Origin of the sequence: Pseudomonas orientalis, from assembly GCF_002934065.1 — a bacterium.
Taxonomy (GTDB): Bacteria; Pseudomonadota; Gammaproteobacteria; order Pseudomonadales; family Pseudomonadaceae; genus Aquipseudomonas; species Aquipseudomonas orientalis_A.
The window spans coordinates 189,574-210,827 of sequence record NZ_CP018049.1; the positions used below are offsets into that span (position 1 = coordinate 189,574).

General features: G+C 56.1%; 13 protein-coding genes. 11 read left to right on the forward strand and 2 right to left on the reverse strand.

The features are described 5' to 3' along the window. Positions 1–25 precede the first annotated feature (25 nt). Both BOP93_RS27725 and BOP93_RS00795 read left to right on the forward strand, forming a co-directional pair. Positions 26–10,504 (forward strand): hemagglutinin repeat-containing protein, encoded by a 10,479-nt coding sequence (locus BOP93_RS27725; protein WP_237140386.1) that lies wholly within the window; start codon positions 26–28, stop codon positions 10,502–10,504. After that, the gene (locus BOP93_RS00795) at positions 10,504–10,932 is read left to right on the forward strand and encodes a hypothetical protein (RefSeq protein WP_104501219.1); all 429 of its coding nucleotides are present in this window, start codon (positions 10,504–10,506) and stop codon (positions 10,930–10,932) included. The genes BOP93_RS27725 and BOP93_RS00795 overlap by 1 nt, the downstream gene beginning before the upstream one ends. On the opposite strand, the gene BOP93_RS00800 is transcribed toward BOP93_RS00795, so the two are convergent. Continuing rightward, positions 10,923–11,471, reverse strand: coding sequence for an RNA 2'-phosphotransferase (locus BOP93_RS00800; protein ID WP_104505229.1), 549 nt, complete (start codon positions 11,469–11,471; stop codon positions 10,923–10,925). The genes BOP93_RS00795 and BOP93_RS00800 overlap by 10 nt on opposite strands. 332 nt (positions 11,472–11,803) lie before the next feature. Between BOP93_RS00800 and BOP93_RS00805 the strand changes: the two genes are divergently transcribed. The 4 genes from BOP93_RS00805 (at position 11,804) to BOP93_RS00820 (ending at position 15,444) form a co-directional block, all read left to right on the forward strand. Beyond that, positions 11,804–13,567, forward strand: coding sequence for a VENN motif pre-toxin domain-containing protein (locus BOP93_RS00805; RefSeq protein WP_104501220.1), 1,764 nt, complete (start codon positions 11,804–11,806; stop codon positions 13,565–13,567). 18 nt (positions 13,568–13,585) lie between these two features. After that, positions 13,586–14,452 carry a hypothetical protein gene (locus BOP93_RS00810; protein ID WP_237140387.1) on the forward strand — a complete coding sequence of 289 codons (867 nt, stop codon included), beginning with the start codon at positions 13,586–13,588 and terminating at the stop codon, positions 14,450–14,452. A 72-nt stretch (positions 14,453–14,524) separates the two neighbouring features. Further along, entirely contained in the window at positions 14,525–14,803 is a 279-nt protein-coding gene (locus tag BOP93_RS00815) for a hypothetical protein (protein ID WP_157943436.1), read from the forward strand. Between the two features lie 110 nt (positions 14,804–14,913). Next, on the forward strand, positions 14,914–15,444 hold the full coding sequence (locus BOP93_RS00820; protein ID WP_083227316.1) for an SMI1/KNR4 family protein: 531 nt from the start codon (positions 14,914–14,916) through the stop codon (positions 15,442–15,444). A 151-nt stretch (positions 15,445–15,595) separates the two neighbouring features. On the opposite strand, the gene BOP93_RS00825 is transcribed toward BOP93_RS00820, so the two are convergent. Next, entirely contained in the window at positions 15,596–16,789 is a 1,194-nt protein-coding gene (locus BOP93_RS00825; protein WP_104501223.1) for an IS4 family transposase, read from the reverse strand. 126 nt (positions 16,790–16,915) lie between these two features. On the opposite strand from BOP93_RS00825, the gene BOP93_RS27665 reads away from it, so the two are divergent. The 5 genes from BOP93_RS27665 (at position 16,916) to BOP93_RS27230 (ending at position 21,139) form a co-directional block, all read left to right on the forward strand. Next, the gene (locus BOP93_RS27665) at positions 16,916–19,180 is read left to right on the forward strand and encodes a VENN motif pre-toxin domain-containing protein (RefSeq protein ID WP_346330226.1); all 2,265 of its coding nucleotides are present in this window, start codon (positions 16,916–16,918) and stop codon (positions 19,178–19,180) included. Between the two features lie 2 nt (positions 19,181–19,182). Beyond that, entirely contained in the window at positions 19,183–19,572 is a 390-nt protein-coding gene (locus BOP93_RS00835; protein WP_104501225.1) for a hypothetical protein, read from the forward strand. 137 nt (positions 19,573–19,709) lie between these two features. Continuing rightward, the gene (locus BOP93_RS00840; protein ID WP_104501226.1) at positions 19,710–19,985 is read left to right on the forward strand and encodes a hypothetical protein; all 276 of its coding nucleotides are present in this window, start codon (positions 19,710–19,712) and stop codon (positions 19,983–19,985) included. A gap of 190 nt (positions 19,986–20,175) precedes the next feature. Next, positions 20,176–20,379, forward strand: coding sequence for a hypothetical protein (locus BOP93_RS00845; RefSeq protein WP_104501227.1), 204 nt, complete (start codon positions 20,176–20,178; stop codon positions 20,377–20,379). A 214-nt stretch (positions 20,380–20,593) separates the two neighbouring features. Then, on the forward strand, positions 20,594–21,139 hold the full coding sequence (locus tag BOP93_RS27230) for a hypothetical protein (RefSeq protein ID WP_157943437.1): 546 nt from the start codon (positions 20,594–20,596) through the stop codon (positions 21,137–21,139). The last annotated feature ends 115 nt before the right edge of the window (positions 21,140–21,254 follow it).

A 21,254-nucleotide genomic window follows, 5' to 3' on the forward strand; every position in this document is an offset into this window, starting at 1 on the left:
GTTGCGCCGCAGCGAGAAACTGAAAATGGACGTTCGACAATTTGCCTTCCTGGCCCGCCAACCTTCTGCCGCCCTGAAGCCGCGAAACGCGTTCTTCGGTTTGCCCAAGCGCGGGCTGGCGCTGATCCTCGCCAACGCGCTGTTCTGGCAACCGCTGCTGGCCCAGGCCGAGGGCATTGTGGTCAGTGCGCCGGGTACCACGGTGGGCGCGGCGGGCAATGGCGTGCCGGTGGTGAACATCGCCACGCCCAACGGCGCAGGCTTGTCCCATAACCAGTTCCAGCAGTACAACGTCGGCCCCAACGGCGTGATTCTCAACAACGCCAACGGCGCGCTGCAAAACACCCAACTGGGCGGGATCATTGTCGGCAACCCCAACCTCAAGGGCGGCGCGGCCAGCGTCATTCTTAACGAAGTCAACGGCGGCAGCGCCAGCCAGTTGCGCGGCTACACCGAAGTGGCGGGGCAGTCGGCCAAGGTCATCGTGGCCAACCCGTACGGCGTGACCTGCGCCGGTTGCGGCTTTATCAACACCCCCAACGTCACCCTCACCACCGGTAAGCCGATCATCGACCCAACCGGCCAGCTGAAAAGCTACCAGGTCGATGGCGGCGCCGTGACCATCGATGGCGAAGGCCTGAACGCCAGCAACGTCGACCGCTTCGACATCATCACCCGCTCCGCCAAAATCAACGCTCAGATCAACGCCCGCGAACTCAACGTCATCGCCGGGCGCAACGACGTCGATGCACAAAGCCTGAAAACCACCGCCCGCGCCGATGACGGCAGCGCCAAGCCCGAGCTGGCGATCGACTCGTCGGCCCTGGGCGGCATGTACGCCGGCGCGATCAAACTGGTGGGCACCGAGGCCGGTGTGGGCGTGAAGCTCGACGGCACCTTGGCGGCCAGTGGTGGGGATATCCAGCTCGATGCCAATGGGCGCTTGAGCATGGCGCAGACCGCCGCCAGCGGCGCAATCAATGTCAAAGCCGCCAGCCTTGACGCCCAGGGACCGATTTATGCCGGTACCGCCCTGGAGGTGCAAACCCAGGGCGATCTCAACAGTCGCAAAAGCCTGGCCGCACGTGACCGCATTGCGCTGTCCAGCGGCGGCACGCTGACCAACGCAGACATCATCGAAGCCGGCGTCAACGCCGATAACAGCCGCAACACCACAGGCGACGTCAGCCTGCGCGGCCAGGCCGTCAACAACAACGGCGCCAGCGTGATCGCCAGCCGCAGCTTGAGCGTCGATTCCCAGGCCTTGAACAACCAGGGCGGCACCCTCAGCGCCCGGCAAGGCGCCCGCGTGACGGCGGCGACCCTCGATAACCGCAACAACGGACGAGTCCTCAGCAACACCGCGCTGGCTATCGACGCCGGCGCGCTGCAGAACGGCCAGGGCGGCTTGATCGCCAGTAACGGACCGCTGACTGCCACGCTGGGCACGGTGCAAAATACCGGCGGCGAAATCTCCAGCCTGGACACTGCCAACCTGACGATGACCACCCTGGACAACGTCGCGGGCCTGGTCACGGCGGGCAAGGCGTTGAGCCTCAACGCCGGCACGCTCGACAACCAGAACGGGCGCGTCACCAGCCAGGGCGTTCTTCACCTCACCGGCAATCGCCTGGACAACCGCCAGAAAGGCCTGGTCGCCAGCACCGGCGGCGTGCAGATCGACGTCGCCAACATCGACAACCGCAACGGCGAGCTCTCCAGCCGTGCGGGCGTGGCGGTGAACGGCACGCAACTGGATAACAGCGATGGCGGCCTGGTAGTGGCCGGCACTGGCCTGAACCTGAACGTCGATCAATTGCTCAACCGCAACCAGGGCCTGATCAGCAGCGAAGGGCTGCTCACCGTGACCACGGGCACCCTGGTCAACCGTGGTGGCGCGCTCTCCAGCGCCGGCCCGCTGAGCATCACCGCCCGTGACGCGGTGGACAACCAGGGCGGGCGCCTGGTGACGGACGGCGCCCTGACCCTGACCAGCGCAAGGGTCGACAACAGCCAACAAGGCACCCTGAGCGCGCGCCAGGCCGCGCACATCAGCACCGCCGACCTGAACAACCAGCAAGGCGGGCAGATCACCAGCGCGCAGGCCCTGACCCTGGACCTCAACCGTGGTCAGTTCAACAACCAGAGCGGGCTGATCAACGCGCCGTTGCTGATGCTCAACAACCTCAAGGATGTGCATAACCAGGGCGGCGAAATCTCCAGCAGCCAGGCCTTCACACTCACCGCCGACAACCTCGATAACAGCAGCGGCAAACTGCTGAGCAACGCCGCCCTGAGCCTGCGTATCGGCCAGGCCCTGGCTAACGTCAAGGGTATGATTGCTGCGGCTGCGGTTGACGCAAGCGCCGCCAGCCTGGACAACAGCGGCGGCACCCTCACCAGCCGTGGCGACACCCTGCTCAACGTGAGCGGCCCATTGGCCAACCAGGCCCAGGGCCTGATCAACGCAGCCAACCTTCTGAGCATCAATACCGCGAGCCTGGCCAACCAGAACGGCTCGCTGCTGGGCAGCGCGATTGCCCTGGACTTCGGCACCGCCACCGGCGACCTGAACAACACCGGTGGCCTGATCACTACCGCCGGCAACCTGAGCATCAACCACCTGCGTGACCTCAGCAACCAGGGCGGCGAACTCTCCAGCGCGCAAACCCTGAACCTCAAAGGTCGCACGTTGAATAACAGCAACGGCAAGCTGATCAGCAATAACCTGCTGGTGCTCAATGCCGAAAACCTGATCAACCAGAATGGCCTGATGTCCGGCTGGCAGGGTTTGACGGTCAGCGGTGCGAACCTGGATAACCGCAACGGCGGCACCTTGTCGAGCCGATACGGCGACCTCAATGCCACGCTGACCGCCAGCCTGCTCAACAGCGCAGGCGGCGCATTGGTCAGCCAGAAAGCCTTGACCGTCAACGCGGGCGAACTGGACAACAGCAACAAAGGCGTACTTTCCAGCGCCGCCGGGCAGACGCTTACCGTCGGCGGCTTGCTGAACAACGTCCAGGGCGGCGTGATCGACAGCGGCGCGGCCTTGAGCCTGAACACGCAAAACCTGGACAACAGCGCCGGCAGTATCAGTGGCGGCACCGCCACCACCCTCGACCTGCTCGCCACCCTGACCAACACCAACGGCAAACTGGCCAGCGGCGGCCCACTGCTGATCAGCCGCGTGGCGCAGATCAACAACCAGGGTGGCCAGATCGCCAGCCAAGGCTTGTTGACCCTGCTGACCGGCGGCCTGGACAACCGCAATCGTGGCACCCTGGCCGCCAACGAACGCTTGAGCCTGACCGCCGGCGGCCTGGTGCAGAACGGCAACGACGGCTTGATCTACAGCCAGAACGCCGACCTGCTGCTCAGCGCCAACCGCCTGGACAATGGCAAAGGCACCGTGCAAAGCCAGGGCGGCATGACCGCCAACGTGGCCGACACGCTGGATAACCAGAGCGGCAAACTGATTGCCCAGGCCGGTGACTTGCATGTCAACGCGGCCAGCTTCGACAACCGTGGCGGCACCCTCGCCAGCCTCAAGGCCGCACTGCAAACCCAAGTGGTCGGCGTGCTGCGCAACGGTTACGACCTCAATAACAACCGCCAGGGCGGCGTGATGCAGGGGCAAAGCCTCAACCTGCAAGCCGGCAGCGTAGACAACTACGGCGGGCGCATCGCCGCGCAGGGCGGCAGCGCGTTGGTCACCACCGGCAACTTCGACAACCGCAACGGCGGGCTCTATGCCAAAGGCCTGATGCGCGTGGTCGGGCATGATTTCGATAACAGCGGCGACAACGATGGCCAGATCGCCGGCCAACAGATCGACCTGGACCTCAGCGGCGCGTTGAATAACCGCCTGGGCATCATCGAAAGCGAATCCACCCTCAAGGTCCGTGCCGCCAGCCTGGACAACCAGACCGGTCGCCTGCGCGCACTGGGTAACAGCGGCACCACCGAGTTCGCCATTGGCGGGCTGTTCGACAACCGCAACGGCGTGTTGGAAACGGCCAACACCAACCTGACCCTGGACGCCGACAGCCTGCAGAACCTCGGCGGCAATGTGCTGCATGTGGGCACCGGCACCTTCGGCATCGCGCCGCGCAATCTCAACGATGTAGGCGGCAGCCTGGTCACCCGTGGCGACCTGACCATCGCCCAGGACACCTGGACCAACAGCAGCGTGATCCAGGCCGGGCAACTGACCGTCAACGTCAACAGCCTCGAACAGACCGCGACCGGTCAATTGCTCGGCGCCCGGCGCTTTATCGGCAGCGGTGGCAACTGGTCCACCAACGGCCTTATCGCCAGCGACGGCGACCTTGACCTGAGCCTGAGCGGCGCGCTGAACAGCAGCGGGCGCATCAGCAGCCTGGGCAAACTGAACCTGACCGCCGCCCAGGCCAACTTGAGTGACACCGCCAGCATCGCCGGCGGTGGGGTGACCCGCGCCACCCTCGGCGGCACCCTGAACAACCGCGGCCGCCTGACCTCGGCCACCGACCTGCTGATCAACGCGGGCGCGCTCAACAACTACGCCACGCTCGGCAGCGGGCAAACGCTCACGGTCAACACCGGCGCATTGCTCAACGACCACGGCCTGATCTTCAGCGGCGCCGACATGAGCCTGCGCGTGGCGTCGCTGAACAACAGCTACGGCGACCTCTACAGCATGGGCAACCTGAGTGTCGATCGCGACGGCAAGGGCGGCCTGGCCGACAGCATTATCAACAGCTCATCGAGCATGCAGAGTGATGGTGACCTGACCCTCACCGCCGCCACGATCAAAAACGAACGTGCGGTACTCACCGTCAACGACGCGGGTGTCTACACCGCCTCGGCCACCGAGGGCGCGTGCATCAAGTACGTCAACGCCGGTGACTGCAAAGCAGGCGGCACTCCGCGCAACTACGTGTGGGAGTTGCTGACCCGCGACAAGCTGGAAGTGACCGCCGCCAGTGCCGGTTCGAGTATCACCGCCGGGCGCAACATGACCCTGGCGGGTGGCGACCTGCTCAACAGCAGCAGCTCGATCGCAGCCGGCGGTAACTTCACCGCGCGCCTGAACAACCTGGTCAACACCGGCATCGAAACCGGCGAGACCGAGACCTATCGTCTTTTCACGTCAGAGCGCACCAAGCACCCTGGACGCTGGTTCGATGCAGCCGCCGCACTCACCAACAAATACTGGTACAAAAGCGCCGGTTACAACCCCAATGACCTCGGCGGCCTTGAGGCCACGGTGGCCAACTTCATCGGCATGATGGAAATCGAGCGCACCCAGTTCGGCAAAGTCACCAAAATCGCCAGCGATGATCAGCGTTACGCTGCCGTGATTCAGGCTGGCGGCGCGGTGGACGTCAAGGCGCAGGCCGGTATCGATAACAGCGTGGTGCGCCCGGGTTACACCTACATCGGGGCGGGTGCAAAAACCACCACCGGCGCGACCGGCGCCAGCGCCGCCAACGGTTACTCGACCCGCGTCACCCTCAACGCGCAATTGCCTCCGGACCTGGCCCAGCAGCAGATCAACCCGCTGAGCTTGCCCGGCTTTACCTTGCCCAGCGGCCAGGGCGGCCTGTTCCGCCTCAGCGGCCAAAGCGCCAGCGCGCCGGCCAGTACCGGCCCGCAAGGCTGGACCCTGGGCGGCGGCAGCGTAGACCGAGCCCCGGCTTCCGGGCCGGTCGTACCCGCCGCCGGCACCTCGGCCGACGGTGTCACCCTCCACCGCGTGCAAGGCCTGCCGGACAGCCAGTTCGTCTCCAACCCACAGAAATACCTGATCGAAACCAACCCGCAGCTGACCAATCTCGGCCAGTTCCTCAGTTCCGATTACATGCTGTCCAAGCTCGGCTACGACCCCGACCAGGCGCAAAAGCGCCTGGGCGACGGCCTCTATGAACAGCGCCTGATCCAGCAAGCGGTCATTGCCCGCACCGGCCAGCGCTTCATCGACGGCCAAACCAGCGACACGGCGATGTTCAAGTACCTGATGGACAACGCCATCGGCAGCCGTCAGGCGCTCAATTTGTCTGTGGGTGTAAGCCTCACCGCCGAACAAGTCGCGGCCCTGACCCACGACATCGTGTGGATGGAAAACGCCACCGTCGCCGGCCAGCAAGTGCTGGTGCCGGTGCTCTACCTGGCCCAGGCCAACAACCGCCTGGCGCCCAACGGCGCGTTGATCACCGGCAGCGACCTGAGCCTGGTCAGCGGCACAGACCTCAACAACGTCGGCACCCTTCGCGCCACCCAGAACCTCGCCGCCAGCGCCGGGCGCAACATGGTCAACAGTGGCCTCATTGCAGCGGGCAACCGTCTCGACCTGCTGGCCGGCAACAGCCTCACCAACCGCGCCGGCGGCATCATCAGCGGGCGCGACGTCAGCGTGCGCGCGGTAAATGGCGATGTGCTCAACGAACGCACCGTCACCAGCCACCAGAGCAGCAGCGGCTATCGCACCGAACGCACCGACTTCGTCGACAACGCCGCGCGCATCGAAGCCGCCAACAGCCTGACCCTGCAAGCCGGTCGCGACGTCAACAGCACCGGCGGTGTACTCAAGAGCGGCACCGACACCCGCATCCAGGCCGGGCGTGACGTGAACCTCGTCACCGCCGAACAACGTAACGCCAATATCGTCAGCACCTACTCACGCAGCAGCAACGTGACCCAGTACGGCACGGTGGTAGAAGCCGGGCGGGACTTCCAGATTGTGGCGGCACGGGACATCAGCGCCATCGGCAGCCAGTTGAATGCCACGCGTGATCTGGCGTTGGTGGCCAAGGGCAATGTGAACCTGGCTTCGGCGGCGAATGAACAGCATTCGGCGTTTAATTCCAAGAAGGTGACCAGCAAAGAGGATCACGTTCAGCAGGTAGGCACCTCATTGGTGGCCGGCGACAATCTCTCCCTTAGTGCAGGCAACGACCTCGCCGTCAGCGCCAGCCGCGCGAGCGCGGGCAAGGAAGCCTATCTCTATGCGGGCAATGATCTGACGCTGAACGCCGCCCAAGACAGCGACTACAGCTACTACCGCAAGACCAAGACCAGCAACGGCTTGCTCTCCAGCAGCCAGAAGACGCGCATCGACAGCAGTAACCAGATTACCCAACGGGGTTCCTCCATCAGCGCCGACACGGTGGTCGTGCGTGCCGGTCGAGACATCGGCACAAGCGCCAGTGACGTGGTGTCCACGAACGCCACCAGCCTGATTGCCGGGCGTAATGTGGTGATCGACGGCGCGACGGAAACCTTTGAGCAAAGCCATTCGTCCTCGACCAAAAAATCGGGCTTGATGAGCAGCGGCGGCATCGGCGTTACGTTGGGTTCAAGCAGCAATAAAAACACCCTCACCAGCAGCACCGAAACCACCCGGGCCAGCAACATCGGCAGCGTGCTGGGCAGCGTGGATATCCGGGCGGGCAAAGACCTCACCATCAAAGGCTCTGACGTGGTTGCCGGTAAAGACATCAGCCTGGTTGGGCAAAATGTCAGCATCCTGGCTTCCGAGAACAACAACCGTAGCGAGCAGACGGCCAAAAGCAAAACCAGTGGTTTGACCCTGGCACTCTCCGGCACCGTGGGTAGCGCGGTGGACTCCGCTTACCGAACTGCCAAGCAAGCCAAAAGCGAGGACGACGGCCGCCTCTCGGCACTGCAAGGTGTGAAGGCGGGTTTGACGGGGGTACAGGCGTGGCAAGCGGCGCAGCAGGATGGCGGCATGACCGGCGCCAACGCTGGGCAGTTTGTAGGTATCAGCATCTCCCTGGGGTCGCAGAAGTCCGACTCCAAACAGACGCAGGAACAAACCCTCAGCCAGGGCAGCAACCTGACGGCGGGCAATAACCTCACCATCGTGGCGCAGGGGAATGGCACGCCGGGTGACGCGGGTAATATCCGCGTTCAAGGCAGCAAGCTCCAGGCCAGCAATGAAATGACGCTGGCTGCGGAGCGCGATATTCGCCTGGAGGCTGCGGCCAACAATCAAAAGCTCGATGGCAAAAACAGCAGCAGCGGTGGAGCGATTGGCATCAGTCTGGGCGTGGGTTCCGGAGAAAGTGGCCTGAGCATCTTCGCCAATGCGAACAAGGGCACCGGCAACGAGAAGGGCACCGGCACCACCTGGACGGAAACAACGCTGGACGCCGGCAAACAGGTCAGCCTGATCAGTGGACGAGACACTGCCCTCAAAGGCGCGCAAGTCAGCGCAGACAAAATCACCGCCACCGTGGGTCGCGACCTCACGCTGCAAAGCCTGCAGGACACCGATAACTACAAGTCCAAGCAAACGGATGTCAGTGGAGGCGTCAGTTTCGCCATCATCGGCAGCGGCGCCAGCGCAAACCTGAGCATCAGCAAAAGCAAGATCGACTCCAAATACCAGAGTGTGCAAGAGCAAACCGGCCTGTTCGGCGGCAAGGGCGGCTACCAGATTGACGTGGGCAACCATACCCAACTCGATGGCAGCGTGATCGCCAGCACGGCTACGCCGGACAAAAACCGCCTGAACACCGGTACGCTGGGCTGGAGCGTTTTAAAGAACAAGGCTGACTACACAAGCCAGTTGCAGAGCGCCAGCGTCAGCAGTGGCAGCGATGGCACCAACGCGTTCATCAGCAATATGCCCACCGGCAGCTTGGTCGGATTCAACCATGGCGACAGCGACAGCGGCACCACGTCCTCGGCTATTTCCAACGGCACCCTCAACATCCGCGACCCTGCCAAACAGCAGCAGGACGTGGCAACGCTGAGCCACGATGTTGAGCACGCCAACGGCGCCATCAGCCCCATCTTCGATAAGGAGAAAGAGCAGAAACGGCTGCGGCAGGTGCAGTTGATTGCGGATATTGGTACTCAGACGGTAGACATCGTTCGGACTCAAGGTCAGATCGATGCCGATAAAGAAGCGCGTGCTGAACTTGATAAGCGTGGCATCAAGGAGCCTGGAAAAGACGCCAAAAAAGAGGATGTCGACGCCTACAAGAAAAAACTGATTGCCACTGACGCTTATAAACGAATCATGGCCGACTACGGGGTCGGCGGTAATTACCCGCGTGTAGCACAGGCGGTAACAGCAGCATTGCAAGGGCTGGTGGGGGGCGATATTGGCTCCGCTATTGCGGGGGCGTCGTCTCCTTACCTGGCACAAGTGATCAAGAAAACCACAGGGGACAACGCTGCGCTGAATACCATGGCGCATGCGGTACTGGGTGCGGTGGTGGCACAGGCCCAAGGCAACTCGGCGCTGGCAGGCGGTGCCGGGGCAGCGACGGGCGAACTCATCGCCCACCAACTCTACCCAGGCACGAAAACGGCGGATCTAACGCAGGAGCAGAAAGATACGGTTTCAGCGTTGTCTGGTTTGGCGGCAGGGCTGGCGGGTGGGATTGCGGGAGGTGACCTGAGTGGTGCAGTGACCGGGGCTCAGGGCGGGACGAATGCTGTTCAGAACAACTTCCTCTCGAACACGTACGGTGTCGAGCGGTTGGATAAGACGAGTCTGGCTCTTTATGAAAAGCTTAAAGCCGCTGGAATCGGAAGCATTGATGAGCTGCAAAAACGGTTTACTGGTTGTGCTGGCAATGGTGAATGTGAGCGCGGCATTCGAAATGAATACCGACAGCAGGAAAAACAGGCAGGGGAAACTCTCGTCGGGCTCTATAACGCCGGCAAGTTGAGCCAAGAAGAGCTCGGTGTCCTCGTGACGGACTACTCCATCGCCATGATGGAAGGCGCCAAAAAAGGACAGTTGAGTTCCGATTCTGAGGGCTATGGCGACATTTATTCCCTGTCGGGGATTGATTGGACTCCGCTGGGTATGATCAGCAATCCCTATCTGGATGCGATTAAAAATAGTGGGCAAATTGCGGAGTGGAGAAGGCAGGGATTAAGCGACGAAAAAATCAATGAGCTAGCCCTTAAGAGCGGTGTGGTCGATTCGATCATAGCGCCGGTGGACGTCTCTGGCGTTTTGGAGCTCGTGGATAATGGTGCATCGAAGGAAGATGTTCTAAGATTTGCTGCAGCTTTGGCGTTGGGTAAGCTTGCGAAAGGTGGAAGTGCAAAAGGTGCAGGCGGTGCCACACTTCATGCGGCTGATGATATTCGGTTCTCGCAAAACAGCGTTTCATTCAATAAAACTGACCGAGTAACGGGTACAAATTACACATACGATGATTTGGTCCAGAGCATGCGGACTAAGGGTTGGAAAGGTGATCCAGTTGACGTAGTTAAAATGCCTGATGGCAAGCTGACCAGCATGGATAACACTCGAATTGCCGCAGCCAGAGAAGCGGGAATCGATGTTAAAGCGAGGGTTCGTGGATTTGATGACCCATTGACGCCAGCTATTCAGGAGGCTAGAGGATGGCAGAACTTTAACACATGGGGAGAGGCCATCATTGGTCGTATAAACAAACAGTCAGGAGGGTTTTCTACCTCCAATCCTCACGGCTCAACAGAACCGCCACGTATTTCTGGAGGAGGTAAATAATGAAGCCTTTTTTGTATGATCTTCCAATTTTACCTAATGATTTTAAATTTCCTGCTGAATATCTAAATGTGGTTTTATCTGGTGGAATTCTAGAAATAGAGCCATGGCGGCTTCTATATCAAGATATGGCGACATCTCTTTTTTATTATAGTTCTATGCTCTTGAAGTTTCCGGGGGCGGCGCTAGTTCCTTTTGCAATTATTCAGGACGAGTCGGGACTGTATAACGATGGCTGGGTTATTCTTGCTTGTTTTGATGGGGAAGGTGCGGAAGGCAAGCCAAGCGTGCGAATTTTTGATTATTCAAGGCCAAAGTTATCTCCTTGGGATAACTTGGCTTATTCTGATTTCTCTGAATGGTTTAGTGCTGCCAAAGAAGAGTCTTCCCGCTATAAAGCTGAGCAAGTGAAAGGGAATGGCTACTCCTGATTTATAAAAGAAATGGGGACATGGCCTGTTAGCCATACTTCATTCTCAGCCTGAAAAAACTTGAAGCCCTGTTGGTGCATCCGCAGGGCTTGGATTTTTAGCACCGCAGGCGTTCCATATCGCTGTCCGACAGCTAAGGCTGTGGCCATGTCTTGTGATAAATGTACATGGTGGCGAGAGCCTGCAACTAATCCTTCTCGCCGAATTGACTCTAGAAAACGCGTTGCTGTTCCGTGGTACAAAATACCGGGCGGCTCTCTTTCAATATGCGTAATGTTTACGCTACCAGTTGAATGCCCCTGCACGGCGCGAATGTATTGTTCATCATTAGAAATAGCAAAACGCTTTTTGTCGCTGCTACTGACAACTGCTAGGATAAATTCTCGATCTAGAATATGGCCCTTACTTGCAGCGCCTGCAATTAAAAAATCAATTTCTGCCCAGCCTTCCGCATCTAGCTGAAGTCCAATGGTCTGTGGTTCATGTCGCAATACATAGCTGAGAAACTTGCTAACATCATTAAGCTGTTTGCTGTTCATGGTTACTGTTTGACTCCGGACCGGGTAAAAGGTAAAAAACTGTTTCGTCTGATTCGTCTGATGTTTCAGAAATAGCATAGAGTAGAACGCTGCACAGAGCAGCGTTCGTCTTCGTTCATTTGCACCACAGCTTCAATTTGAGCTTTAGCTCTTCCTGCGGTTGGCGCTCGTTTTCTTCAAACATTAGTCAGTTTGTGGCGACGTTAAGGATCATTGCAAGGAGCTGTCGACAAAGGCATTGATCAGCCGGCGAAGGAACAGATCACAGCCGGCGACGCCTATAAAACAGCGTTAGCAGTGGCAGCGATGACACCAACCCTTTTATCAGCAACATGCCCATCGGCACCTTGATCGCGTTCAATCATGGCGACAGCGACAGCGGCACCACGTCCTCGGCCATTTCCAACGGCACCCTCAACATCCGCGACCCTGCCAAACAGCAGCAGGACGTGGCAACGCTGAGCCACGATGTTGAACACGCCAACGGCGCCATCAGCCCCATCTTCGATAAGGAGAAAGAGCAGAAACGGCTGCGGCAGGTGCAGTTGATTGCGGATATTGGCACTCAAGCGGCGGATATCACACGCACTCAAGGTGCCATTAACGCGGCCAATGCTCAAAAAGATCCCGAAGCGATAGCGGCTGCGCGAGACAAACTTATCCGTGAGGGCAATACCCAGCCGACGGATAAAGAGATCGCCGCACAGGTGACCCGTACGGTGATGCAGCCGTACGAAACGGGGGGCGATTATCAACGTGCCGCTCAAGCGGTGACGGCAGCTTTGCAAGGACTGGCAGGCGGGGACATCGGCTCCGCCCTCGCAGGCGCGTCGGCGCCTTATCTGGCGAACATCATCAAGCAGTCAGCGCAGGACAACGATACCGCCCGAATCATGGCCCACGTGGTATTGGGTGCTGTAGTTGCACAAGCCCAAGGGAACTCGGCGGTTGCCGGTGCCGCAGGAGCTGGTACGGGGGAGTTGATTGCGGCGCAGTTGTATCCGGGTATTAAAACCGAGAATTTGAGCGAGAAGCAGAAACAGACCGTATCGGCGCTTTCGACATTGGCGTCGGGCTTGGCAGGCGGGCTTGCAGGAGGTGACCTGAGCGGTGCACTTGCCGGTGCAAAGGCTGGCAACAATGCGGTTGAGAACAACTCAGTGGCTGATATTGCCATTGCATTAACTGAGGGTAAGACGCTTGAACAAAAAGCCGAAGAGCGCATCAACGCTGAAAACGAGCACTACAAGGAGCAAAACTGTGCAGGACTGAGCGCAGAGGCGTGCTCGGCGCAAATGTATGCCGAGCGCCGTGAAAGCCTTGCTTATACGTTGGCGGGTGGTGCTGTTGTAATCGGAACAGTGGCAGGAGGCATGTTGCTTGGTCCAGCCCTGTTAAATGCCTGTGGGATGAACCCAGTAGCTTGTACCGAACTGACCATAGCAGCAGCAGAGGTGCCTTTTGGTGCCGCGATGGCTGGTGGTGGGGCTCTGGGAGTTGGTGGATTTGGTAGTCTTGGGAAGGAGGTAGCAGCTACTGCGGATGCTGCGGCGGCGGCGCGGAATGTTGAGGCTGCAAAAGGTGGCGCTCTTGATGCAAAAGGGCTAGGTCAGACAGGTGGAGCCGTTACTTCGGGTACGACACTTGATCTGTTTTCAGCCACCCGAGGTAAAGATCTTTCGAAGCTAACCAATCAGCAGGTTGGTGACCTAGGTGAAGATATCTCCAAGGTCTTCTTGCGTGACAACAACCACACTGACATCTTCGCTGTGCAGAACCGCAGTGGTAACGGCATCGACATTGTCAGCCGTACACCGGATGGCCGCCTCGCGTTCACTGAAGTAAAAACTTCGCGAACGGGGAATGTGGGAGATCTTTCTGTACGACAGCAGAACATGACAACGTTCATCGAGGATGTTCTGGGTCAGGCAGCTAGTCGACAAGGTCGTTACAAGAGCATCAGCGTGGCAGAGCAGCAGCAGGCTAGGCAGATGCTTAGGGAGTTCAGGCGTGCCCCTGAAAATGTGAGTGGTAATTTGATCGGCGTTGACCTACAGGGTGAAGTATTGCGGGTCTCACCTTGGGCGCGTAATTGACTGATGGGGCGTACCAGAATGAAAAAAATAGAAGGAATCCTAGAGCAGCATCGGCACTGGCTGTCTCAGTCGGATGGGATGGTGGCTCAAGAGCTTGAGTACCTTGAAGAGGATCTTGCCTGTGACTCCTTGGAGGGGTTGGGCAATGTATCTGATTCATTGGGGATACTTGCAGTTTGTCACGGTATACAGGGAGAGGTTTCTATTTGTACCGGTAATATTTCTGGCTGGGAGGAAGTATCCCGCGCGATGATTTACCGCTATTGGGTGCTAATGCTCAGAGCTAAGACCTTTTCTAATACGAGCTTTCTTCAAGGCATTAGAAACGCCCCGAATCTGACCAATCAGTTGAGCAATGCAGGTTGCTTACTTGCAGGTTTCATTGCTGCGGATAGGCATGATCTAGCGGAGTCGGTCGCCGATGTGCTTGTCGGGATGTTGACTGTTGATGGAGCTGTTGATCCCGGCTATCTCAAAGAGCGTCGATTCGAACCTTTCATGCTGTGGCTCTATTCCGTCTATTCGGGTGGGAGTGCACCTCCCCTGATTGAGTCTATGGATCTCGGCATTTACAAGAAAGTGATAGACAGTTGGGCAGATGAGCAAAGGCTTGCCGGTGTACTGGACGCGGTATGCCAATATCACTTAGCTAACGCCGAAGATAAGGGCGGGGCTTGGGACCCTGAGTTCAAAAACCCACCTTTTGATTTGCTGCCTTTGGAGGTTTTCGCAATTTTTAAGGTTCGCCAACAGTTCGGGTTGAAGTCACCTGCAGTTGAGAATCCGTTGTTATCTGTTGAAGTGGCTGCATTGGAGAATCTGACTTTCAAACCCGATGAAGTTTCTGTAAGGGTTGAGACGGCCTATAGAAATTTCTTCAGCTAAAGGATAGATAGAAAAATCGGAAACTGACCCTGATAAATGATAGGGAACAGACAACGTTTTTCGGAGATGTTGATGTGGTTGAATAGCAGTTTACTTGGTGCAAAAGCAGCGGGCACTGCGCTGGAAATAACCAATTCCGTCGCTGTGAGTGGTAGTCGGGCCATCGATAAGGCGCAAAGCTACGAAGGTGGTGTCCGCGGGATGCAGGCAAATATGGGGCAGACCACGTTTTGCGTTTTTAGAGTTCAGCGGAGTTGCTCTTTGAAAATCTGGTTTATTTTTTGGAAAAATAGGGTAGGCCACGGTTTTGCGTTTTTAGAGTTTAGTACAGTCGCTCTTTTAAAAGCATGATTTGTTTTTTGTAGTTATTGAATTTCGTCGGCCTAGTGATCGACGGCTAAGCTGTAAGTTCTTATCCAATTAGGGTTTATATGGCTCGCCGTCCCAGGGTTTAAGTACGGATGATAAATAAGCTGATTAGTCTTCTTTCGCCACCCTCTCAGCGAATCTTCGATAACGCGGCTTGGGCGAACTTTGAATCTGAGGGAAATCCACGATTTCCGAATGATTTCAAGCAGTTAATATCAATTTACGGATGTGGGGCAGTAGACGATTTTTTATGGATTCTAGACCCGTTTTCAAAAAATCCAAACTTGAATTTTGAAAAAATCAAATACTTTATAGATACATACGCTGTAATGAGGCAGGAGTTTTTGTCGGACTATCCGAGACCAGCTTACCCTGCGGAAGGTTCTTTTCTTCCTTGGGCGGTAACGGATAATGGAGAAACTCTTGTTTGGTTAGTCAATGGAGAACCAGAGTCATGGAAAGTTGCAATTCATAGCTCGGATCAGGGGGCGGAGGAGGTCTACAATTTTGGCTGTGTTGAGTTTCTTTTAAAGTTGCTTAGCAGAGATATTTCGTCAAAAATTTTGCCCAGTCAGTTTCCCCCTGATGATCTAGATAATCATTTCTTTAGGATTGCTGATTAGGTTTATAAGGAGGGAGTAGGGGTAGAGGGAGAAGAAAATAGGGGGCAGACCACGGTTTGCGTTTTTTAGAGTTCAGTGAAGTTGCTCTTTAAAAATATGATTTATTTTTTGTAGAAGAATAGTGCTCAGCCCCTGAGGAATCCCCACAAATTTACCCTAAGCTCTGCGCTTGATGGCGCACCTCATCATGCAGAGCCCGTTCCAATATTTCCAAGTGTCCTCGGCCTCCAAAGTCTGTGCAGCTTCGCCAGTATTCCAAGCCTAGTCGCCACAATGAGAGCACTCGCTTTTCTTTGATGCTGTTGCTTTGGTAGCGTCGTTCCAAACCGCTTTCTCGTGCCTGCAGCCCTGTTAAAAAGAGCAGGTAGTTGGCCAAAGCAGCAATCAACAACAGCACCTCAATGCGCTTTGGACAATGGCTTCGATGCAGATTAAGGCCCAATCCCAAGTGCTCACTTTTTACGTCTCGAAAGCCTTCTTCGATCTGCATACGGCGCTTATAAATCGCTACGACTTTTGCTGGATTCCATTCGTCTTGCTTCAGATTGCTGGCAAGCAACCAAGGCTCCCGTTCACGCCTGGCTGACTGTCGGCTGAGCTTACTTTTGGCGATTGAACCGGTCACTCGTTGATGCTTGCGGCCCTTGGCTAAGTGTCGCACACAGTACAAATCGATCAAATGAGGAGCACTGCGCGTCATCTCGACACGACCAAGCGACTTGGGGGAAGAGGTGGCCAACGCGTACAAATTCTTCACGGGAAGCCACTCACTTTCTTCACGCCGATAAAGCTCACGATTTCGTATGCGAGCCACGTAGTACCAGCCCCGTGCGGCCACTGCTTTCATCCATGGGCGCCGGAAACCTGCATCGGTAACCATCACTGGAACACACCCATCAGGCAGTAGTTCAGCCAGTGTTTTGAGCAGGCGGCTTTGATATTGGGGGCAACCTTCGTGTTCATGAACACTTTCATAAATAGGAAATGAGCGCCCCGCCAGCGGTATCGCGGCTCTCAACAAAAACGCGTTGCCGGGAGCATTAATTCGGGACCAGTCGACCAGAATTAATGGATGCTTCATCGACCCCAGCAACGCCCGCAGGATCACCCAGTAAAACAGCGGGCGCTCTGCTCTGAGGTGTTGATTGCCCAGTAACCGATCAACCCGCTTGATTGCATGTTTTGGGAATGCCTGACCTGGCATAAAACGTCCGAGCGCTGTCAGCGTCAGGCGGCGGCCTTGCAGTAACGAACTGACACAACTCATCAGTGTTGTCAGGCGACGAGAGTGGATTGAAGGCAGTGCTTGAGCGAGCGCTCTGTGTAAAAATCGGATGGCCTGCATGGGTTTGGGATCTTGTTTTTGTGTGGTGCAAACCAAGTTGCCGACTCATGCAGGCTTCTTCAATAACTCCAACTTCTTGATTTTTCGTAAGAAAAATCGGGGATCCCTCAGGCTCAGCCCCCTATTTTGTTGGACGCCGGCAAACAGGTCAGCCTGATCAGTGGACGAGACACTGCCCTCAAAGGCGCGCAAGTCAGCGCAGACAAAATCACCGCCACCGTGGGTCGCGACCTCACGCTGCAAAGCCTGCAGGACACCGATAACTACAAGTCCAAGCAAACGGATGTGAGTGGGGGCGTCAGCTTCGCCATCATCGGCACCGGTGGCAGTGCAAACCTGAGCATCAGCAAAAGCAAGATCGACTCCAAATACCAGAGTGTGCAGGAGCAAACCGGCCTGTTCGGCGGCAAGGGCGGCTACCAGATTGACGTGGGCAACCATACCCAACTCGATGGCAGCGTGATCGCCAGCACGGCTACGCCGGACAAAAACCGCCTGAACACCGGTACGCTGGGCTGGAGCGTTTTAAAGAACAAGGCTGACTACACAAGCCAGTTGCAGAGCGCCAGCGTCAGCAGTGGCAGCGATGGCACCAACGCGTTCATCAGCAATATGCCCACCGGCAGCTTGGTCGGATTCAACCACGGCGACAGCGACAGCGGCACCACGTCCTCGGCCATTTCCAACGGCACCCTCAACATCCGCGACCCTGCCAAACAGCAGCAGGACGTGGCAACGCTGGGCCACGATGTTGAACACGCCAACGGCGCCATCAGCCCCATCTTCGATAAGGAGAAAGAGCAGAAACGGCTGCGGCAGGTGCAGTTGATTGCGGATATTGGCACTCAAGCGGCGGATATCACACGCACTCAAGGTGCCATTAACGCGGCCAATGCTCAAAAAGATCCCGAAGCGATAGCGGCTGCGCGAGACAAACTTATCCGTGAGGGCAATACCCAGCCGACGGATAAAGAGATCGCCGCACAGGTGACCCGTACGGTGATGCAGCCGTACGAAACGGGGGGCGATTATCAACGTGCCGCTCAAGCGGTGACGGCAGCTTTGCAAGGACTGGCAGGCAGGGACATCGGCTCCGCCCTCGCAGGCGCGTCGGCGCCCTATCTGGCGAACATCATCAAGCAGTCAGCGCAGGACAACGATACCGCCCGAATCATGGCCCACGTGGTATTGGGTGCTGTAGTTGCACAGGCCCAAGGGAACTCGGCAGTAGCCGGCGCCGCAGGAGCTGGCACGGGGGAGTTGATTGCGGCGCATTTGTATCCGGGCATTAAAACCGAGAATTTGAGCGAGAAGCAGAAACAGACCGTATCGGCGCTTTCGACATTGGCGTCGGGCTTGGCAGGCGGGCTTGCAGGAGGTGACCTGAGCGGTGCACTTGCCGGTGCAAAGGCTGGCAACAATGCGGTTGAGAACAACTCAGTGGCTGATATTGCCAGTGCATTAGCTGAGGGTAAGACGCTTGAACAAAAAGCCGAAGAGCGCATCAACGCTGAAAACGAGCACTACAAGGAGCAAAACTGTGCAGGACTGAGCGCAGAGGCGTGCTCGGCGCAAATGTATGCCGAGCGCCGTGAAAGCCTTGCTTATACGTTGGCGGGTGGTGCTGTTGTAATCGGAACAGTGGCAGGAGGCATGTTGCTTGGTCCAGCCCTGTTAAATGCCTGCGGGATGAACCCAGTAGCTTGTACCGAACTGACCATAGCAGCAGCAGAGGTGCCTTTTGGTGCCGCGATGGCTGGCGGTGGGGCGTTAGGTGTGGGAGGCTTTGGCAGTCTTGGGGCGAAGGAGGTAGCTGCTACTGCGGATGCTGCTGCGGCGGCGCGGAATGTTGAAACTGTAACAGGTGGCGCTCTTGGTCCAAAAGGGACAGCAGGTGCTTCTGTTGATGGCGCAGGCGGTATTACTGTTGCGCCTAAAACGATCCCATATGAACCAAAGGGCTCTGTTGTTTTACAAGGTGACGCCCCTGTATGCGGACCAGCCTGCGCAGCAATGACAATTACTGACAAAACGGGTGCGGCAATTAGCCTTGACAATGCAATTGGAAGCTTTGTAAACGGGGTCAGGCCGACCGGCGTTAACACTCTGGAATTATCAGATGTGATATCTAAGGCGGGGGTTAAAAATACTGTAAACACTTCAATGCTACCTGAGCAGTTAAACAAAGCACTGCAAGAAGGAACGAGTGTTATCGTTCAGGTGCCCGCTGGCCAAGGAAAACACTTCATTATTGTTGATGGTGTTAAATCTGTTGATGGCGTAAGTTACTATATGACACGAGACCCGTATGTCGGGCCAAGAGGTGTTCAGCAAGGGTTGTTAGATGGCGCAATGTCAACAGGCGTTAATGCCATTGTGATAGGGGAGTGATAATGAATATTGGCGATATTGTTGGGCTGGAGGGCTGGCTGGTTGTTATTGATTATAAACTTTTCCTCATTCCAGAGAACTATTCAGAAAGTTATGAAGATGGTGAAAAAATTGAAATTTCTAACCCTGAAATAATGTTTTCTGTGATGGATGAAATCCTTCCCTTGGCCGGAGGGAAGAGCTTTATATTTCATAAGTCTAAGGTTTCAGGGGTCTTGATAGAGCTTTCGCCGATGAAGATTAAGCCAACAGCTTTATCTGTAGAGGAGAGGGGGCGTGGTTTTATTTCTATAGATATTGAGGGTGATGTTGAAAAAAATAAAGCTCGGTACGAGGACTTACTTAAGAAGAGACAGAATGTTAAGTCCGGTGACTGGCTAGATTACTTGTAGGTGCAAAAGCAACGACGACTGCTGGGGAGCTTGCTGGCGCACCTCATCACGCAGAGCCCGCTACAATATCTACAATCAAAATAGATGTTCGGGATAGTGTGATTCAGGCTGTATCCCTGTACTAGTTAGGAACAGTTATGAGCAGCGGCGAAACACTAATAGAACGATTTGTCGTCCAAGAGTTGGATGACAGCGTTCGCTCTATTTTAAAAGATGCCTTTGACGAGCGGAATCATTCCAAGAGCGTTTTGCTCAGGAAGTTTGAATTTAATTGCTTTGATGTTTCATTGGATTTTGAAAATGACATCGTTACATTGCAAAATATTCTTTCTTCTGGAGAGGGTGACGCCCTTAATGTGCCGATGCACGATTTTATCTCCGCTTGCGGTTTGAATGTCTCTTGTAAGTTGTAGGTTTCTGGATGTTATCTGAATACTTGGTGGCTGACAGCGCTGATGGCGTCAAGGAGTTCCTTATCGACTCAGAATCTATCAGGAACACATGCTCCGGGTGTTTTGCATGTGCATTTTTAAGTTAAAGACCCTGTGCCTGGAAAATATATTTCTAATAGTCATGTTTACCTATGCGGACTAGGATGTGAATATGTCTATCGTTCGGAAGGGTGTCATTGTCACTAGCGGATGCTCTGGCTGGAAAATTGTTGTTGTGGACGATCGTGATGGCGACACTGGCGGGTATTATCTTTACTTGAAGAAAAGTGATATTGAAGGGGCTGACTACTGGTTCGAGCATGAGGCAGGGCTTCAGGCTCAGCTAGTTGATTTTGAGGTGGAGTGGATAGTTTAGTAAGTTTGATGAGTCTGGCCTTTAATTTGCCTTCAGTAACTCTAGAAGGCCTCGAGTTGTTTAGCCAAGCTTGTGCTGTATCGGCTCTGCCTTTAGCTGGTAGAGAGGAGTAGCTTATGATAACGACAGAAGCAATATATTAGGCGCCATCAGCCAAATTAGGCATACAAAAACTTTCCAAACACAGCGTAATACCTAACCCAAGGAGTTATTTTTGAACATCCGACTACTTGCCATTTTTTCTACGTTGTTGCTCAGCGGCTGTGGTTCTACTAATCAGAAACAGCCTATACAAGAGCAGCCCTACGATCAGGCAACCTCCGCAAGGATCCGTCTTTTCGGAAACAACGGTTTGCCCGCCGCAATCAATCCAGGACAAGGCTGCGCTTCGAGCAAAGAACCTATTTATGCCTATGGCGATACCCTTGCAGATAAGTTCAACTCCACCCTGGGCAAACACACCATACGAAGTATAGGAATGCCGGCGTCATGGAGGAGCGATCATCTGAGCTATGGCGAGTCGTACTCAGAGTTTGTTATCCCCGCAGGCGCCCCTTCTGTGGTCGTGATGAAAATGGTCACCGACCAATTCAGGTGTGTGCCAGCTCCTCAAGTATTTACTCCTGAGGCAGGTAAGGATTATGAGGCGTATCTGGACCGGCATGACTGGAGATGCGGTGGGGTGATTCGACTGCTCTCCGGTTTAGAGACGCCCGGCCCTGTCGCAGAAGTCCCATCGACTAGTTGCGCAAAACAATAGATATCCTCCCTGAGCTTCAGCCGCTTCTCCCGAGCTCAGGTAGGCCTCCACTGACGTGGCAGCAACTGAGTCAATCTCACTCGCCCGCTGCGCCAACGCTATTCAAACCAACCCC

Coding starts and splice junctions, on each gene's coding strand:
- BOP93_RS00805 (WP_104501220.1), top strand. CDS start 11,804: ATGCCCATCGGCACCTTGATCGCGTTCAATCATGGCGACAGCGACAGC.
- BOP93_RS00795 (WP_104501219.1), top strand. CDS start 10,504: ATGAAGCCTTTTTTGTATGATCTTCCAATTTTACCTAATGATTTTAAA.
- BOP93_RS00845 (WP_104501227.1), top strand. CDS start 20,176: ATGTCTATCGTTCGGAAGGGTGTCATTGTCACTAGCGGATGCTCTGGC.
- BOP93_RS00815 (WP_157943436.1), top strand. CDS start 14,525: ATGTGGTTGAATAGCAGTTTACTTGGTGCAAAAGCAGCGGGCACTGCG.
- BOP93_RS00825 (WP_104501223.1), bottom strand. CDS start 16,789: ATGCAGGCCATCCGATTTTTACACAGAGCGCTCGCTCAAGCACTGCCT.
- BOP93_RS00840 (WP_104501226.1), top strand. CDS start 19,710: ATGAGCAGCGGCGAAACACTAATAGAACGATTTGTCGTCCAAGAGTTG.
- BOP93_RS00800 (WP_104505229.1), bottom strand. CDS start 11,471: ATGAACAGCAAACAGCTTAATGATGTTAGCAAGTTTCTCAGCTATGTA.
- BOP93_RS27725 (WP_237140386.1), top strand. CDS start 26: ATGGACGTTCGACAATTTGCCTTCCTGGCCCGCCAACCTTCTGCCGCC.
- BOP93_RS00810 (WP_237140387.1), top strand. CDS start 13,586: ATGAAAAAAATAGAAGGAATCCTAGAGCAGCATCGGCACTGGCTGTCT.
- BOP93_RS00835 (WP_104501225.1), top strand. CDS start 19,183: ATGAATATTGGCGATATTGTTGGGCTGGAGGGCTGGCTGGTTGTTATT.
- BOP93_RS00820 (WP_083227316.1), top strand. CDS start 14,914: ATGATAAATAAGCTGATTAGTCTTCTTTCGCCACCCTCTCAGCGAATC.